Source organism: Sphingopyxis sp. J-6, from assembly GCF_046603995.1.
GTDB lineage: Bacteria > Pseudomonadota > Alphaproteobacteria > Sphingomonadales > Sphingomonadaceae > Sphingopyxis.
This window is the reverse complement of sequence record NZ_CP145810.1, coordinates 841,382-858,245: the sequence shown is the minus strand read 5'-3', so window position 1 is coordinate 858,245 and position 16,864 is coordinate 841,382. Positions and strand designations below refer to the sequence as shown.

General features: G+C 66.1%; 13 protein-coding genes. 10 read left to right on the top strand and 3 right to left on the bottom strand.

Annotated features, from left to right (window positions below; all coding sequences use genetic code 11):
- Positions 1-10: 10 nt before the first annotated feature.
- Together V6U71_RS04235 and V6U71_RS04230 are read left to right on the top strand one after the other, a co-directional pair.
- Positions 11-2,437: a penicillin acylase family protein gene (locus tag V6U71_RS04235; RefSeq protein ID WP_411341082.1), complete on the top strand. Its 2,427-nt coding sequence runs from the start codon at positions 11-13 to the stop codon at positions 2,435-2,437.
- Between the two features lie 13 nt (positions 2,438-2,450).
- The gene (locus V6U71_RS04230; RefSeq protein ID WP_411341081.1) at positions 2,451-3,845 is read left to right on the top strand and encodes an NAD(P)/FAD-dependent oxidoreductase; all 1,395 of its coding nucleotides are present in this window, start codon (positions 2,451-2,453) and stop codon (positions 3,843-3,845) included.
- Between the two features lie 6 nt (positions 3,846-3,851).
- Here V6U71_RS04230 and V6U71_RS04225 read toward each other — a convergent pair whose 3' ends face one another.
- Positions 3,852-5,939, bottom strand: a complete 2,088-nt coding sequence (locus tag V6U71_RS04225) for a S9 family peptidase (RefSeq protein WP_411341080.1) — start codon at positions 5,937-5,939, stop codon at positions 3,852-3,854.
- Positions 5,940-6,101: 162 nt separating this feature from the next.
- On the opposite strand from V6U71_RS04225, the gene V6U71_RS04220 reads away from it, so the two are divergent.
- The 4 genes from V6U71_RS04220 to V6U71_RS04205 all read left to right on the top strand — a co-directional run bounded on the left by V6U71_RS04220 (position 6,102) and on the right by V6U71_RS04205 (position 9,346).
- Positions 6,102-6,995: a LysR family transcriptional regulator gene (locus V6U71_RS04220; protein WP_411341079.1), complete on the top strand. Its 894-nt coding sequence runs from the start codon at positions 6,102-6,104 to the stop codon at positions 6,993-6,995.
- Between the two features lie 164 nt (positions 6,996-7,159).
- Positions 7,160-7,789, top strand: a complete 630-nt coding sequence (locus V6U71_RS04215; protein WP_411341078.1) for an HAD family hydrolase — start codon at positions 7,160-7,162, stop codon at positions 7,787-7,789.
- 83 nt (positions 7,790-7,872) lie between these two features.
- Positions 7,873-8,934, top strand: a complete 1,062-nt coding sequence (locus tag V6U71_RS04210; protein ID WP_411342307.1) for an alanine racemase — start codon at positions 7,873-7,875, stop codon at positions 8,932-8,934.
- 19 nt (positions 8,935-8,953) lie between these two features.
- Positions 8,954-9,346 (top strand): RidA family protein, encoded by a 393-nt coding sequence (locus V6U71_RS04205; protein ID WP_411341077.1) that lies wholly within the window; start codon positions 8,954-8,956, stop codon positions 9,344-9,346.
- Between the two features lie 16 nt (positions 9,347-9,362).
- Here the strand turns inward: V6U71_RS04205 and V6U71_RS04200 are convergent, their stop codons facing one another.
- Positions 9,363-10,427: a phosphotransferase family protein gene (locus V6U71_RS04200; protein ID WP_411341076.1), complete on the bottom strand. Its 1,065-nt coding sequence runs from the start codon at positions 10,425-10,427 to the stop codon at positions 9,363-9,365.
- Between the two features lie 191 nt (positions 10,428-10,618).
- Here V6U71_RS04200 and V6U71_RS04195 point away from each other — a divergent pair, with 191 nt between their 5' ends.
- The gene (locus V6U71_RS04195) at positions 10,619-11,704 is read left to right on the top strand and encodes a phage tail tube protein (protein ID WP_411341075.1); all 1,086 of its coding nucleotides are present in this window, start codon (positions 10,619-10,621) and stop codon (positions 11,702-11,704) included.
- Here the strand turns inward: V6U71_RS04195 and V6U71_RS04190 are convergent.
- Positions 11,701-12,669 (bottom strand): LysR family transcriptional regulator, encoded by a 969-nt coding sequence (locus tag V6U71_RS04190; RefSeq protein WP_411341074.1) that lies wholly within the window; start codon positions 12,667-12,669, stop codon positions 11,701-11,703. The genes V6U71_RS04195 and V6U71_RS04190 overlap by 4 nt on opposite strands.
- A gap of 182 nt (positions 12,670-12,851) precedes the next feature.
- Here V6U71_RS04190 and V6U71_RS04185 point away from each other — a divergent pair, with 182 nt between their 5' ends.
- From V6U71_RS04185 to V6U71_RS04175, 3 genes are read left to right on the top strand one after another with little or no spacing between them, the layout of a single operon-like run.
- Positions 12,852-14,105, top strand: coding sequence for a cytochrome P450 (locus V6U71_RS04185; protein ID WP_411341073.1), 1,254 nt, complete (start codon positions 12,852-12,854; stop codon positions 14,103-14,105).
- Positions 14,102-14,548: a nuclear transport factor 2 family protein gene (locus V6U71_RS04180; protein ID WP_411341072.1), complete on the top strand. Its 447-nt coding sequence runs from the start codon at positions 14,102-14,104 to the stop codon at positions 14,546-14,548. Before V6U71_RS04185 ends, V6U71_RS04180 begins: the two co-directional genes overlap by 4 nt.
- Positions 14,549-14,596: 48 nt before the next feature.
- Positions 14,597-16,843, top strand: a complete 2,247-nt coding sequence (locus tag V6U71_RS04175) for a TonB-dependent receptor (RefSeq protein ID WP_411341071.1) — start codon at positions 14,597-14,599, stop codon at positions 16,841-16,843.
- Positions 16,844-16,864 lie beyond the last annotated feature (21 nt).

The window sequence follows — 16,864 nt, the reverse complement described above, 5'->3', positions numbered from 1 at the left end:
GAAGATTTAGATGCGCCGTTCGACTGCCGCCCTGCTCCACGGCTCCGCCGCCCTCCTGCTGGCGATGGCGCCAACCGCGCAGGCGCAGGAGAAGGTCATAATTTCGCGCGACGGTTTCGGCGTGCCGCACGTCGAGGCCGAAACCTCGGACGCCGTGATGTTCGGCGCCGGCTACGCAATTGCCAGCGACCGCCTCGCCGCGATGGAACTGGCGCGGCACAATACGCAGGGGCGCCGCGCCGAACTGGTGGGGGCATCGGCGCTCGACACCGACAAGGTCATGCGCGGCCGCAAGCTGTCCGATGCGGTCCTGATGCAGCGCTACAATGCGCTCGCGCCCGAGCATCGCAAGATGATCCGCGCGATGGTCGACGGGATCAACAAGCGCATCGACGAAGTGAACGCCGACCCCGAACATCTGACCCCGCTGGAGTTCGTCCGCTGGGGGATCAAGCCGACGCGCTGGAGCCTTGCCGAATATCTGGCGCTGATCACCGCCGCGCCGCTCGGCCGCGACACCTATGAAATCCGCAACCTCGAATTTCTGAAAGCGATGACCGAACGCTACGGCGCCGAAAAAGCCTGGCAGATTTTCAACGACGTCGTCCCGATCTCCGACCCCGATTCGCCGACGACGATCCCCGCCGGCGACGACCTCGCCCCGGCGCGCGCGGTCCCGGCGGCCGTCCTTGCGCCCGTTCAGCTGCCGGGCGGCGGCGTCGCATCGGCCGCGGCACAAGCCGCGCCGACCGAGCCGGTAAAGGGCATGAGCCGCTGTATGGTGATCGGTCCGCAAAAATCGGCCAGCGGCAATGTGCTGATGCTGGAGGCGACCGCCGACGGCCCCGAAATCCACCTGAAGGGCGGCGGCTTCGACAATGCCGGCTTCGGCTCGACCGGCTGGGGCGTGCCGACGATGGGGCGCGGGGCGCAGCATGGCTGGCTGCTCGTTTCGGGCAGCAGCGAAGCGGGGACGACCTTCGCCGAAAAACTGAACCCGAAGAACCGTTACGAATATTGGTACAAGGGCGCGTGGAAGAAGATGGAGCACCGTACCGAGACCTTCCGGGTCAAGGATGCAGCGCCCGTCACCCATGAGGTCGCGTGGACGATCCACGGCCCGGTGATCGCGTGGGATGCCGACAACGGCACCGCCTATTCGCAGCAGATGGGGGTGCACGGCCGCGAGCTCGACACATGGGTCGCCTTTGCCGAAATGGGCCGCGCGAAAAGCCTTGCCGAGTTCCGCGAAAAGGGCGTCGACCGGCTCGGCTGGAATCTGGGCGCCTGTTACGGCGGCGAGGATGGCACGATCGCCTATTTCGAGGCGGGCGCGCTGCCCAAGAAGGCGGCCGGGGTCGACCCGCGCCTGCCCACCCCCGGCACCGGCGAATATGAATGGTCTGGCTTCCTGACGCCCGCCGAAAAGCCGCACATGATCAATCCGAAGCAGCATTATTTCATGTCGTGGAACAGCAAGGCGACGGGCTGGTCGCAGGAAGGCGACAATGCCCGGATCGGCGCGACCTTCCGCACCTGGCTCGGCGACCGGCTCGCGAAGAATGGCCAGTCGCTGACCCTGCTCGACATGCGCGAGTTCAACGGCAAGATCTTCAACGCGCTCGGCGCGGTCGACCGCAATCAGGCGGCGCCCGATTTCTTCGCCCCCTATATCCGGAAAGCCATCGCGGCGAGCGACGATCCCGAGGTCAAACGCGCCGGCGAATATATGCTGAGCTTCAACGGCCTGTATCAGGACCGCGACGGCGACCAGAAATACGACAATCCGGGCCTCACCCTCTATCGTAGCTGGCTCCAGATCGCGCCGAAGATCATATTCGGCGACGATATGGGCGACTGGTGGCGTGCGATCGACGCCGATCGCTATCTGACCTATCAATCCAGCCTGTTGCTGCGTGCCTTTCAGGGCGATGCCGCCGGGGCGCCGCTCAGCGTCGACTATTTCGGCGGGCGCGACCGCACCGCGGCGATGATCGATACGATCAAGGCGACGCTCGCCGAGGTCAAGGCCCGTTTCCCCGGCAAAGATATGGCCGAGTGGAAGCAGCCGATCTTCTGGAAATATTTCGACGCCTCGCTCGAAACGCCCGACCGCCCGCAAATGGCCGAGGATGCGCCCGAACGCCGCCTGTCGGCAGTGCTCGGGCTCGGCCCGACCATGGCGCCGCACAATGGCGGCGAAAGCTGGGTCGGGCTGATGGAAATCGGGCGCGACCGGCGCGCGCTCTATTCGGTCGTCGATGCGGGCGGGCAGAATCTGTTCATCGATCCCAAGGGCAAGGGCAATCCGAACCTTGCCGACCAGACGCTGATGCACGAGACCAACGAGCTCAAGAAGATCACGCTGGTCCCCGACGAGATCCGCAAGACCGCGGCGTCGAGCATGACGCTCGAATACCGGCCGCCGGTCCGGTAACGGCGCCGGGGTGGTGACCGCGGCCGTCTCCCCCGCCGACATCGGCAGTTACTGGCTCGCCAGTTGCGCTGACGACCTGACCCCGCGCGCGGCGCTGACGAGCGACGAAAGCGTCGATGTCGCCATATTGGGCGGCGGCTTCTCCGGACTGTGGACCGCATGGTTCCTCCTCCAGAGCAATCCCGGCCTTTCGATCGCCATCGTCGAGCGGCAATTTTGCGGCTTCGGCGCATCGGGCCGCAACGGCGGCTGGTGTTCGCCGCGCTTTCCGATCAACCCGTCGGCGCTCATCGGGCGTTACGGGGTCGCGACCACCCGCGCCATCCTGCTGGCGCAGCAAGCGATGGTGGACGAAGTCGGCCGGATTTGCGCAGAAGAAGGCATCGACGCGCATTTCAACCCGGCGGGTGTCCTGACCCTCGCCCGCAGCGCGGCGCAATTGCCCGCGTTGCAGAAATCCTTCGCGGCCTATGGCAAGCTCGGCATGGAGGACGGCTGCGAGTTGCTCGATGCGGCGCAGGCCGCAGCACTGGTGCACGCGACCCATGTTCATGGCGGGATGCGCCTCGACGCCGGCGGGACGATCCACCCCGGCCGCCTCGTGCGCGGTCTCGCCCGCGCGGTCGAGTGGCGCGGCGCGCGCATCTATGAAGGCACCGACGTGCTGCACGTCGAAGACGGCGCCCGACCCGCGCTCGTCACCGCCGGCGGGACGCTCCGCGCGCGCCGCGCGATCCTGCTCGCGGGCGAGGCCTATCTGACCGGCCTCCCCGATTACCGCCGCCGGCTGATCCCGATGGCATCGACGATCATGCTCACCGCGCCGCTCAGCGCCGGACAATGGGATGAAATCGGCTGGTCGGGCGGCGAATGCCTCAGTTCTTATGTGAATACGACCAACTATCTGACCCGGACCGCCGACGGGCGCATATTGTTCGGCAGCCGCGGCGCCCCCTATCGCTACGGTTCGGACATGTCCGAGGCCGCGCTGCGCGACCATGCGAATTTCGACTGGATTCGCGACCGGCTCGTCGAATGGTGGCCGCTGCTCGCGGACGTCGACTTCACGCATCGCTGGGCGGGCTATCTGGGCATCGCGCGCGATTGGCTGCCGACCGTCTATTTCGATCCGGCGCGCCGGATCGGCCACAGTTATGGCTATACCGGCCACGGCGTCATCACGAGCGCGATTTGCGCCCGCGCCCTCGCCGGGCTGGTCCTCGGCCAGAAGCCGGACGCGAACGCGCCCTATATCCGCGCGCAAGCGCCGAACTGGGAGGGCGAACCGCTGCGCTGGGCGGGCATCCGCTATGTCCAGAACGCCTTCCTGCGCATGGACCTTGCCGAGGCGGCCGGACGGCGGCCGCCGCTCGACGCGGGCCTCGCGCAATATCTGGGCGAACCCTGAGCCGGACTATTGCCCGGCGACCGCCGCGCTTCCCGTTTTCTTGAACGCCTGTTCGAGCCCCGGCACGAGCGCCGCCCCGGCCTTCAGCTCGACCCGCGAACCCGCGAGATCGTCGCCATAGGGTTCGGCCGGACCGCCGAGGCATTGCGACAGGAAATGTTCGGCGATCGCCGCGAAGGAGATGTTGGTCGCGTCCTTCGCATAGACATGCCCTTCGTCGGGATAAAAGGCGTAGGTCACCGGCTTGCCGCGCGCCTTCAGCGCATCGACGATCTCCTGCGACTGGTCGGGAAAGATGCGCGGATCGTTGGCGCCGTTGGTGACGAGCAGCGGCTTGACGATCGCATCGACGCGCGCGATCGGCGAGCGCCGCATCAGGTCGGCGGCGCCTTCCTTCGTGGTCGGATCGCCGACCCGGTTGACGAATTGCGGCCGCTGCCAGGTCCACCAGTCGGGCATTGCCCCGATCAGCCGCGTCAGGTTGCTCGGCCCCGCCAGATCGACACCGCACTGGAAGCGGTCGGGGGTGAAGCTCAGCGAGACGAGCGTCGAATAACCCCCGTAAGATAGCCCCATCACCGCCACCTTGTCCTTCGCGGTCACGCCCTTGTCGGTCGCCCATTGCACCGCGTCGAGCAGGTCGTCGTGCATCGTTTCCGACCATTTCCGGTCGCCTTTCGACATGAAGTCGCTGCCGAAACCGCCCGAACCGCGAAAGTTCACCGACAGCACGGCATAGCCGCGATCGGCGAGCCAGGCGTGCTGCGGATCGAACGCCAGATCGTCGCGCAGCCAAGGGCCGCCATGGACGAGCAGCACGAGCGGAACCGGTGCCGTGGGCATGCCGTCCGCACCCGGTTTCGCATCTGCCGGAAGCGTCAGATAGCTCGGCAGGGTCAGCCCGTCGCGCGAGGCGATGGTGACTGGAATGCGGCGCGCGAGTGCACGCTGTTCGAGGTCGGGCCGGGTCGACAGCAGCGGCACCAGCCTCCTCTCTTCACGATTCCACCAGCTATAACGATCGGGGCGGTTCGGTACCGTTTCGAGGAGCAGCCAGCGCGCATTGTCGGGCGTCTGCCCGACGATCTTGAACGGTCCCGCGGCGGCGGCCTCGAGCGCCGCGAACTCGGCGCGCGCGCTGTCCGCCCTCACAGTCCATTCGCTCACCAGCGGGTCTTCGCGCGTCGCGAGCAACGCGCCGCTTTCCTCATCGAGCAGCGGATCGACGATATCGGCGCGCCCGGCAGCGGCGAGCAGCGTCTTCTTGCCGGTCGCGAGGTCGATCGAGACAAGGCCCGCCTTGTCGCCGCCCCGGCTGTCGAGCATCCTCAATTTCCCCTCGGCATCGAGCCCCAGCACTTTGGAATTGCGGAGCGAGGCGAGCGGGATCGTCATGAATTCCTGCGGTCCAGCCGGGTCGAGGCGGAAATAGGTCGATGATCCATCGGGGTTGCCGCGCACGCCCAGACGGATGTTGAAATCGGGGTCGGCAACGACGTCGATATAATTGGGCGCGTTGCGGAACACCTCGGTGCGCGCGCCGGTCGCGAGGTCGATCCGATAAATGTCGCGATAGCGGCGGTCGCGGATGTTCATGCCGACGAGGATTTCGCCCGGCCGGCGTTTCGAAACCTTGACGATCTTCGTCTGCACCGCAGGATCGGCGGTGGCATTGATAACCGTCTTCTTCTCGAGGTTGGCGATCCAGAGTTGGCTATGCTCTTCGCCGCCGACGTCCTTGAGGATCAGGATGAAACGCCCGTCGGCGCTCCACTGGAAGCCGTCGGGCGGCCGGTTGTCGAACCGCGTGACGGGCGTCGCCGACGCCGGGTCGCCGATCGGAGCGACCCAGACGTTGAGGACCCCGTCGAGCGGGTGGAGAAAAGCCAGTTGCTTGCCGTCGGGACTGATCTGCAGTTCCGAATAGGTCGGCGAAGCGAACAGCAGGTCGCGCGGCACGAGCGTTTCGGGTTGGACCGAACGGGCGAAGGCCGGAGATGACAGGCCGGAGACAGCCCCGCCACCGAAGGCCGCAACCGCCAACGCGGCGGCGCAGGCGCCGTTACGAAAAAGCCGCCCAATCCCGAGACCCATATCGCACGCTCCCCGAAACATCCTTTGATCAGTGCAGATTGCCGACCGAACCGCAACAGGACCAATGCGCAATATGGATCAATCCATGCACGCCACGGAGGGTGGCCGATCGCGCGCAATATATTAGAAGCTTCGGGGCGTCCGGAGGGCTGAACGATGGAAATGGCATGGCTTGAAGATTTCGGCGCGCTGATCCGCGCGGGAAATTTCTCGCGCGCCGCCGCGGCACGCCATGTGACCCAGCCCGCCTTCAGCCGCCGCATCCGCGCCCTCGAGGATTGGCTTGGCGTCGACCTTGTCGACCGCGCCACCCATCAGATGGTCCTGACCCCCGCCGGAAAACGCTTCGCCGTCATCGCCGAAACGGTCTTGCGCGATATCGAGCACGGCCGGCGCGAGGTGCAGGAGATTGCGGGAACATCGGCATCGACGGTGAAGATCCTCGTCACCCACGCGCTGGCGCTGACCTTCTTCCCGCAATGGCTCGCGACGCTGCAGTCGATGACCGACACCGCCATCCCGATCCAGCTCACCGCCGACAATATGGGCGCGTCCGAACAGATCATGCTGAACGGAAAGGCGCATTTCTCGCTTTGCTATTACCACCCGGCCGCCGTGTCGGTACTCGACGGCGCGGGCTTTCAATCGCTATCGCTCGGCACCGACACGCTGGTGCCAGTGAGCGCGCCGCGCGCAAGCGACCGGGGGGCGCTCCATGCCCTTGCCGAGGATGCGGGTGTCCCGGTCAAATTGCTCGCCTATGGCGCGGACTCGGGCATGGACCGGATCATATCGGCGATGCTCGGAACGAACGCAGCGCCCGCCAGCCTGACGCCGGTGTTCACCTCGCACACCCTCGTCCTCGCGCGCATGGCCAGAGACGGGCGGGGGCTGGCGTGGTTGCCGCTGAGCATCGTCGAGGACGATCTGGCGCAGGGTTTGCTGGTCCGCGCGGGCGACACGCAATGGGACATTCCGGTCGACATCCGGCTCTATCGTCCGCGCGGCCGGCAATCGCCATCGGCCGAAGCTTTCTGGAAACTGGCGTCGGCGTGATCGCGAAGCGCCGGGGCACAGAGGCCGAATTGCGATGCTTACGGCGCGGCATGAAACCATCAGCAACAGGCATTGGCGGGCAGGACCGGCGCCCTGTTAATCGCAACCGACTTCAACGCAGGCCCGGACGTCGCATCCGCGCCGCAACAACCTGGACCCTCGCCATGAAATCGGCCGCCCCCGTCGAAGCCGTGCTCTTCGACCTCCTTACCGCACTCCTCGACTCCTGGTCGGTCTGGAATCACGCCGCCGGATCGGCGGCCGACGGACTGCGCTGGCGCCGCGCCTATCTCAGGCTGACCTATGGCTGCGGGAGCTATCGCCCCTATGAAGACCTTGTCCGCGAAGCGGCCGCCGAGGCGGGCGTCGCTGCATCGGCGGCCGAGGCATTGACCATGGGCTGGGACATGCTCCGGCCCTGGCCCGAAGTACAACGCGTGCTCAGCGATCTCGCCGCTCGCGGCGTGCGCCTCGGCGTCGTCACCAACTGTTCGGTCGCTCTCGGCCGGCAGGCGGCGGAGCAGGTCGGCGTTCCCTTTTCGGTCGTCATGACCTCCGAAGAGGCCGGCTTTTACAAACCGCATCCGCAAGCGTACCGCGCCGCCCTCGACCGGCTCGGCGCGGCCCCCGAACGGACGCTGTTCGTCGCGGGCTCGCCGGCGGACATCCCGGGGGCGGCCGGGGTCGGTATGTCCGTTTTCTGGCACAACCGGGCCGGGCTGCCGTTCGTCGCCGACACGGCGCGTCCGCTGCTTATTGCCGACACGCTGGACCCGCTGGTAACGCTGGCGTGAGGAATCCGACTGCAATGTTCGAAGGTTTATACACCCCGCGCCTGCTGCTCGATGCGGACCGGCTGGAACGCAATGCGGCGCGCATGCGCGCGCGCTGTCGCGATCTGGGGGTCACGCTTCGTCCGCATCTCAAGACCGCAAAATCGGCCGATGTCGCGCGCGTCGCCGCCGATGGCGAGCAAGGACCGATCACCGTTTCGACGCTGGCCGAAGCCGAATATTTCGCGGCCGCAGGCTGGCGCGATATCCTCTATTCGACCGCGATCGCGCCGGCGAAGCTCGGCCGCGCCGCGCAAATCCAGCGCGACCATGGCGCACGCATCCTGTTCGTCATCGACGATCGCGATACGGCAGTGGCGATCGGCGCCGAGGCGGCGGCCTTGGGCGCCCACTTCGGCCTCCTCATCGAGGTCGACTGCGGCGAACATCGCAGCGGCGTCGAGCCCGCTTCGGACGCGCTGCTCGCCATCGCCGATGCGATCGCAGCCGCTTCGCCGCGGCTCGAACTGATGGGTGTGATGACCCACGCCGGCCATTCCTACGCTTTCGACGATCCTGCACCGATCAGGGTGCTGGCCGAGACCGAGCGGCTGGCAGCGGTCGCTTCGGCCGAACTGCTGCGCTCGCACGGCCACAAATGCCCGATCGTCAGCGTCGGCTCGACGCCGACCGCGCTCTTCGCCGAGCATCTCGCCGGGGTCACCGAAGTCCGCGCGGGCATCTATCTGTTCCACGATCTCGCGCAGCTCTCACGGGGCATTTGCAGCGAGGACGACCTTGCCATCTCGGTGCTCGCCACGGTGATCGGCCACCAGCGCGGCGGCCCCAGCCTGATCCTCGATGCCGGCGCCCTCGCCCTGTCGAAAGATGTCGGCGCCAACCGTTTCATGCCCGATGCCGGCTATGGCCGGGTCTGCGATGCGGCGACGCTGGAACCGCTCGGCGAGCTTGCCGTGACGACCGTGCATCAGGAACATGGCAATGTGCCCGTCCCCGACGCAAGCTGGTTCGCCCGGCTGCCGATCGGCAGCCTCGTCCGGATATTGCCCAACCACGCCTGTCTGACCTGCGCCGCCTATCCGTCCTACGACGTGCTGCGCGCCGGGACCATCGTCGACCAATGGCCGCGGACCGGCGGCTGGTGAACCTGTCCGGAGATCCTTGATGACCGAGAAAATGACCGAAATACGATGCGCCGATGCGCCGATGCCCGGCGGCCATTATGTCCAGGCGATGCTCCACCGCGACACGCTCTACGTCTCTGGCCAGCTCGGCGTCACGCGCGACACGCCCGATCCGGCGGCGGTCCCCATTGCCGAGCAGGTGTCCTTCGCGCTTGCCAACATCGCGGCAATCGGCCGCGTCGTCGGCGCCGGGATCGACGATATCGTCCGCTGCACCGTTTACGTCACCGACGTCGCGCACTGGGATGAGGTCAACCGCGCCTATGCCGCCTTTTTCGGCGCGCACCGTCCGGCCCGCTCGATCGTCCCCTGCGGCCCGCTCCATTTCGGCGCGCTGGTCGAAATCGAAGCGGTGATCGCAGCGAGCGCCTGACGCAGCCCCGGCCCGATTACGGAGAGAAGGCGCCGACCGAATCCCAATCGGCGGCAGCGGCAGCGTTGCGCCGAAGCAAGGTGATCAGGAGCCGGTCGACCTCGGGCGAGGAGGCAAGAAGGCCATAGGCCGCGACCGTCGTCATCAACCCGCTGAGCAACTGGAGCCGATAGTCGCGCTCGATCAACCTCCGCTCATAGCCCGATCCGAATATATCGGCGTAGAGCCGCAGCAGTTCATGCTCGGACAGGCGCCGGCTCTCGACCGTGACGCTGCCCGACAGGAAATAGCCGACGTCGTGCATCGGATTGCGCCAGCCGGTAATCTGCCAGTCGATCAGCACCGCGCCCGATGGTCCGAACAGGATATTGTCGACCCGCGGATCGCCATGGGTCAGCGTGCCGCGGTCCATCGGCAGCCGGTACCAGTCCCGCGCCGATGCCGCCGCCGCCGCGACGGTATCCATCTCGAGGCTGCTCAGCCGGTCGGCGGCATCGCGCTTGATGACGGCCAGCCCCCGGTCGACGGCCGCCGACCAATAATCGGCGGTTCCGGCCATCGTCATCCCCCAGCCCGGCGCCTCGGCCCGCTCCATCGGGTAGAAACTCCGATGGAGCTTGGCGAGTTCGGTGATCACGCTGCGCGCATCGTCCAGCCCGCATCCGTCGATCTGGTTTCCCGCGCGCGCCGTCGAACTCAAATCCTCCATCACCAGATTGATATTCTCGGCATGGCCGTCGACCCACAGCACCCCCGGGATGCGGCAGACATCGTCGCGGCCTCTCAGCAGCCGGTAGCTTTCGAGCTCGCGGAGATAGGAGCCGCTACCGATACCATGCGCATGCGACGTCTCGTCGCTGCTGCGAAATTTGCAGATGACCGAGGCGGGGGCCAATGTCGGCGCCGCGAAAGCCAGGTCGACGCATAAGGTCTCGCTGACATTACCGGCGCCGATCGGCCGGGCTTCGAACGATGTTACCTCGGCATCGCGATGGCCCGCGGCCCGGAGGACCCGGGTCAACCAGTCCGGATCGATATCGTCATGGCGATCGAGCAATCGCGGCGCGTCATGGTCGCCCACCGGCAGTTCCTTCCCAGATCCTTATCGGACGATGCTGCCGCGCGATCCGCGAGACTACCAATCGGAATTGGCGAGGAAGGGATCGGCGCAGGCGATGATTGATCGGCGCGGACGATGAAATGGACCCGATTATCGATTGGTGGCGCCTCCGGGTGTTTGCGACAACCGTGACAACGACAGGGAGAGACGAGATGACGCGGTCGGCACTGGAGATCGTGACGCTGTACAATCTGGAAATATGGAACAAGGGCCGGATCGAACTGGTCCCGGAACTATGTGCCGATCCCATGATCCGGTACGACGCCAACAGCGTTGCCGTCCTCGGCATCGAAGAACAGATCGCCCGGATCCGGCACAATTATGAGGATCTGCGGCCGACCTTCGAACCCGTTGTCCTTGCCGGCGACGATGAATATGTGACCCTCGTGTGGAACGTCACTGGCCGCGACCCCAACTGGAAATGGTGCGGGATCGAGGTATTTCGGGTGGTCGACGGTAAGATCGCCGAGGTCTGGAACGGCCCCTATGTCGACGGCCGCTGGGTTCGCGGCGGCACGCTGTCGGTGGGTATCGACGGCGCTGCCGCCGCCGATGTCCCGGTCATGAGCGCCGACTTCGAAGGCAGCGCTTCCCGGCTCGTCGCGCCGCTCGAAACCGGAACGATCGCGCTGTGGCTGACGGGGGCTTTCGGCGCCCCGGCGATCGACGATCGCGAAAAGCGATTTCAATGGACCAGCACCCCGCCCCGGCTCGACTTGTGCCACAGCGAGCCGGGCCGGCCGCCGCGCAGGCTGTCCGGTGCCGCGATATCGTCGCTCGAAATCCGGTGGGCGCGCTCGGGGCTGACCAACGTCTCGGTCGCGCTCGAAGGCACGGCGAGCGATAGTGCGGCGCTGCCGTCGCCGGCCCCATCCCGCCCCGGGGTGCGCCTTGCGGAATGCACGGGGAATTTCCAGCCGGGAACCGGGACGGATGCCTGGGTCGTCGGGGCCTCGGTCCTGCTCGATCCGTCGGCGCGGCGGGCGTCGGGCGAGGTAACGCTGCGCTTTCCCGCCGCCATCGACCCGCTTTCGCTGTGCGGCACAGGCAGCCTCGCCTTCGGCTGGCATCACCAAGGGCGCTCGCTCCGCTTCGAAACGGCAGCGGCGCACCTCGCGGAGCCGACCGGCGCCTTCACCCACGCGGTCGATATCGAAGCGACATTCCAGTGGGATGCCGGCGACATCGCGGCAATCCTCGCGGGCGAGACGTCATGGATAGCGAACGGAGACGGCTAGGCAGCGATGGCGGCCGCGTCGCGGGCCGCCTGCCATTTTCGGGCAAAATTGAAGAATTGCCGCGCCGCATGATTGGCGCCGGGGCCGAGCACGACCGCAAAGTCCAGGTAAAGATCGAGGCCCTCGACCGGTCGCGGCACGAGCGCGGCCGGTGGGGAAAACCAGCCCGTGCCGATGCCGCAGATGCCATGCTGCGCGGCGTAGCGTTCGACGGCGAGCGCATTGCCCTCGGCCGGAATGACAATTTCGGCGCCGCTCTCGCGGAAGAAGGCCTCGAGCGGGTCGGTGACCGCCTTGCCATGCTCGCGGTTGAGGATCGCTACCGACAGACCGTTCAGCTGCGAACGGGCGATTTCATCCTGTTCGGCAAGCTCCGAATCGCGCGGCACGAGCAGGCTCATCGGCTGCCGCCGCAGGATGACGCGCTCGAGCGTATCGGGATATTGGGTCTCGTTGAAGATAGGCGTGATCTCGTCGCCGCGCGCATCGGCGGCAGGCGGCGCGTTGACTCCGAGCAGGAGCGCGACGTCGAGCCGCTCGCCGAGCATATCGGGAATCTGGGCGCTCTGGAGCCGGTTGTCGATCGTGAAACCGATCCCGGGATGACGCATCGAAAAGGCGTCGATGAGCGCCGCCTTTTCAGGAATTTCAAGCGTATAAAGCGCCGCGCCGAGACGAAACTGCGTCCGCCCCGAACCCTGCATCGCTTCCACGAGGTCGCGCAAGGCTTCGGCCTCGGCAATCACCCGCTGCGCCGCGGGAAGCAGCTTCTTGCCCGCCAGGCTCAGCGAGATGCTGCGCGTTGTACGATGGAACAGCACATGCTCGACCGCCTGCTCGAGTTCCTTGAGCTGGCCCGAGACAGTCGGCTGCGTGAGGTGCAAAAGCTCCGCCGCGCGCGTCACCGACCCTTCGGCCGCCACCGTCACGAAGCTCCGCAACAGGCGGAGATCCGGGTGAAACATCGACCTCTCCCAAAAAGCCTCCCGATCGCCGCCGGGATGCGCCCGGCATAGCATGGTCGGGGCCGAAATCCATCGCCCGCGATCGCCGGACGATGGATCGGCAGCATCGATAAATGCAGCGCCATTGCCGATTGGACGCTCGCCGCGCCTGCCCGCAATTTGCACGCGGAGAGGAGAAAGACGTGAGCGACACGCTTTCCGGCAATATCGATGAAATCATCGTCGACCCGAAGACTTATGGCGACGAGCATAGCTATCACCGCGCATTCGACCGGCTGCGCCGCGACGACCCGGTGCATTGGACCGAGCCGAAGGACTATCGCCCTTTCTGGGCGGTAACGCGCCATGCGGACATCATGGCGGTCGAACTCAACGCGAAGAATTTCCTCAACGATCCGCGCCAGTTCCTGGTCACGCGCGCCGACGAAGACCTTTTGCTCGAGCAGACCGGCAGCCACAAATTCGCGCACAATCTCGTCGCGATGGACGACCCCGAACATCGCGCTTTCCGCTCGCTGACCTCGGCCTGGTTCGGCGCCAAGAGCATTCGCGGTCTCGAGGAAGAGATCGGCGCGCTGGCCCGCGAAACCGTCGACCGGATGGTCGAGATGGGCGGAAGCTGCGACTTCGCGGCCGAGATCGCCGCCTGGTTCCCGCTGCGTACGATCATGATCGTCCTCGGCGTGCCGCGCGAGGACGAGCCGCTGATGCTGCACCTCTCGCAAAAATTGTTCGGCAGCGTCGGCGGGGTCGACGGCATGGCGGGGATGGTCGACGCCTTCAACGCCTTCAACGACTATTTCGGCAAGGTCACCGAAGATCGCCGCCGCAATCCGCGGGGCGACGTCGCGACGATCCTCGCGACCGCGACGATCGATGGCGAGCCGATCGGCGAGGCCGAACGCAATGCCTATTATCTGATCGTCGCGGCGGCCGGCCACGATACGACGAGTTCGTCGATCTCGGGCGGACTGCTCGCGCTGATCCAGAACCCCGACCAGATGGCCAAGCTGCGCGCCGATCCGGCGCTGATCGGCACCGCGGTCGACGAATTCATCCGCTGGACCAGCCCGGTGAAGCATTTCTTCCGCACCGCCGTCGCCGACTGCGAAGTGGGCGGCAAGCAGATCCGCGCGGGCGACAATCTGATGATGTGTTATCCGTCGGGCAACCGCGACGCGAGCGTGTTCGACGATCCCTATGCGTTCCGCGTCGACCGCCCCGATGCGCGCAAGCATCTGTCCTTCGGTTACGGCCCGCACCTCTGCCTCGGCAATGCGCTTGCGAAGCTGGAAATCCGGATCCTCTTCACCGAGATGCTGCGACGGATCGACGATTTCGAACTGGCGGGAGACGCCGCGTGGGTCGAAGCGAGCTTCGTCTCGGGCCTGAAGCATTTGCCGATCCGCTATAAGGTGCGGGAGGCGGGGGCATGACCCCGGCCCGCCAGCTCGCCGAGCGTTTCGGCGACCCCGACGCGATGCGCGCGCTTTATGCCCCCGATGTGAGCTGGGAGATTTCGGCCTCGCTCGGCATGCCTAAACTCGAAGGCATCGAAGCCGTGTGCGCGTTCAACGACCAGGTGTGGACCGAGCATCACCGCCGCGATTGCACCGTGACGATCATCGACGAGGTCGGCGACACGTCGCTGAGCGCCGTCCGCTTCGTCTATCGCGCCTGGTCGCTGTTCGCGGGCGACTGGTACGAAAATGATTACACGCTCTTCGTCCATGCGGGGCCCGCCGGGATCACCCGCATCGCCGAAGCCTTCGACACATCGGCGACGATCGACTTCCTCGCCGGCCGCCCGCCCGGTTCGGGCTGGGCCGCGATCGGCGGCGAGGTCGGCGACCGCGTCGGCGAACTCGGCCGAAGCTAATCCATTCAAAACCAAAGCGGCAAAGACCGCAGATCAGGAGAGGGAAAAATGAAAATTGTCCGATTGGGCGCGCTGCTGGCCGCCACCACCGCTCTGAACCCCGCCGTGGCGCTCGCGCAGGAAGTCGCGACCGCACCGGCGGCGGCCGAGAGCGACGACAATGGCGTCGGCGACATCATCGTGACCGCGAACCGGCGCGAGCAATCCCTGCTGTCGGTGCCGATCGCGATTTCCGCGGTCGCGGGCGACGCGCTCGCCAGCAAGGGGATTACCAATTCGGCCAATTTGCAGGATGCGGTGCCGAACCTGCAGATCAGCAGCCCCTATGGCAATACCCAGCCCAATTTCTCGCTGCGCGGGATTTCGGTCGCGAACGAATATAATTCGAACCAGGCGTCGCCGATCGGCGTCTATATCGACGACGTCTATATGGCGAGCCGCACCTCGCACGGCATGGGCCTGTTCGACCTCGACCGCGTCGAGGTGCTCCGCGGGCCGCAGGGCACGCTGTTCGGGCGCAACACCACCGGCGGCGCGATCAACTTCATCACCCGCGGGCCTTCGCTGTCGGGCAGCAACGGCTATGCCGAAGCCGGCTATGGCAATTTCAACACGATCACCGCGCAGGCGGCGGTCGAGGCGACGCTGATCGAGGACCAGCTCGGCCTGCGCATCGCCGGAAATTATCTGAAGAGCGACGGGCTCATCGACAATGTCTTCCCCGGCGGCCGCGATCCCAATCGCCAGAACACGCTGCAGGGCCGCGCGACGCTGCGCTTCAATCCCGGCGGCGGACCGCTCGACATCAAGATCAAGGCCTATGGCGGCCGCGACCATGGCACCCAGGCGGCGATCCACGGCCTGCTCACCGCGCGCACCGGCCTCAAATTCTTCGAGGTCAACGAGAACCGCATCGGGCTCAACCGCACCGACGCCTATGGCATCGCGGCGACCATTTCCTACGAGCTCTCGCCGTCCTTGAGCTTCACCTCGATTACCTCGCGCGACGGGGGATCGCAGCTCATCCAGCAGGCGGCCGACGGGGCGCCGATCGATATTCTCGATGTCTGGTGGAAATCGAAATATCAGCAGTTCAGCCAGGAAGCGCGCTTCAACTATGGCGCGGACGGGCTGAACCTGGTCGGCGGTTTCTTCTACGGCTGGGACCGGGTGGTCACGGACAATGACTTCGCCATCGGCCAGGCGCTCGGCCCCGGCGTCGACGGCGGCTTTTTCCAGCATTACCGGCAGGAGCGCCGGTCCTACGCCGTCTTCGCACAGGGCGACTATGAGATCGCCGACGGCCTGACGCTGACACTTGGCGCCCGCTACACCTGGGATCGCTCCAAATATCGCGACGGCTTCGCCTATCTCTATGCGGGCTATGTCGATACGGCGAAGACGCCGATCGCGACGACCGTCCCGTGCGCCGGTCAGCCGGGCACCTGCGCTTATGATCCCGATGCCCGCTTTGCGAGCAACGGGCGCGACAACGCGCTGACCGGGCGCGTCTCGCTGAGCTATCAGTTCGATGCCGGGCCGCTGGTCTATGCCAGCTATAACCGCGGCTATCGTTCGGGGGCGTTCAACGGCGGCAGCTACACCTCCTCGGGCGGCATCAACTATGTCGATCCCGAACGCGTCAACGCCTATGAAATCGGCGCGAAAGGCCGGCTTGCGGACAATCGGCTGACCTATTCGGCGGCGGCCTTCTATTATGATTATTCCAAGCAGCAGTTGCAGGATTTGCGCCCCGGGCCGGTCGGCATTCTCGTCAACGCGCCCAAATCAGAAGTCTATGGCGCCGAACTCGAGACCAACTGGCGCGCCTCGGACGCGCTGACGCTGAACCTCGCGGTTGGCTATCTCCACGCGACCTACAAGGAACTCGTGCTGCAGGGCGCCGATATCGCGGGCAATGACCTGCCCTTCGCGCCGCGCTGGACGGCACAGGCCGGCGCCGACATCCGGCTTTTCGATACGGGCGATGCCAAACTGACCTTCTCGCCCAATGTCGCCTATTTCAGCCGCCAGTTCTTCTCGCCGCTGAACGAGGTGAACGCCCCCGGCACGGGGCAGCAGAATGCCGAGCTGCAACAGGGCTCCTATGCCAAGGTGAACGCAACGCTCGCGCTGGAGATCGGCCGCTTCACGGTGAAGGGGTTCATCAACAACGCCTTCAATCGCAAGACCTATGCCTATGGCCTCGACCTGCGCGGCGCGGGCTTCCCTTACCCGTTCCTGGTGCCGGCAGCGCCGCGCACCTTCGGCGGATCGGTGCGCGTCACCTTCTGACGAAAAGGCCCGCCGCTCATG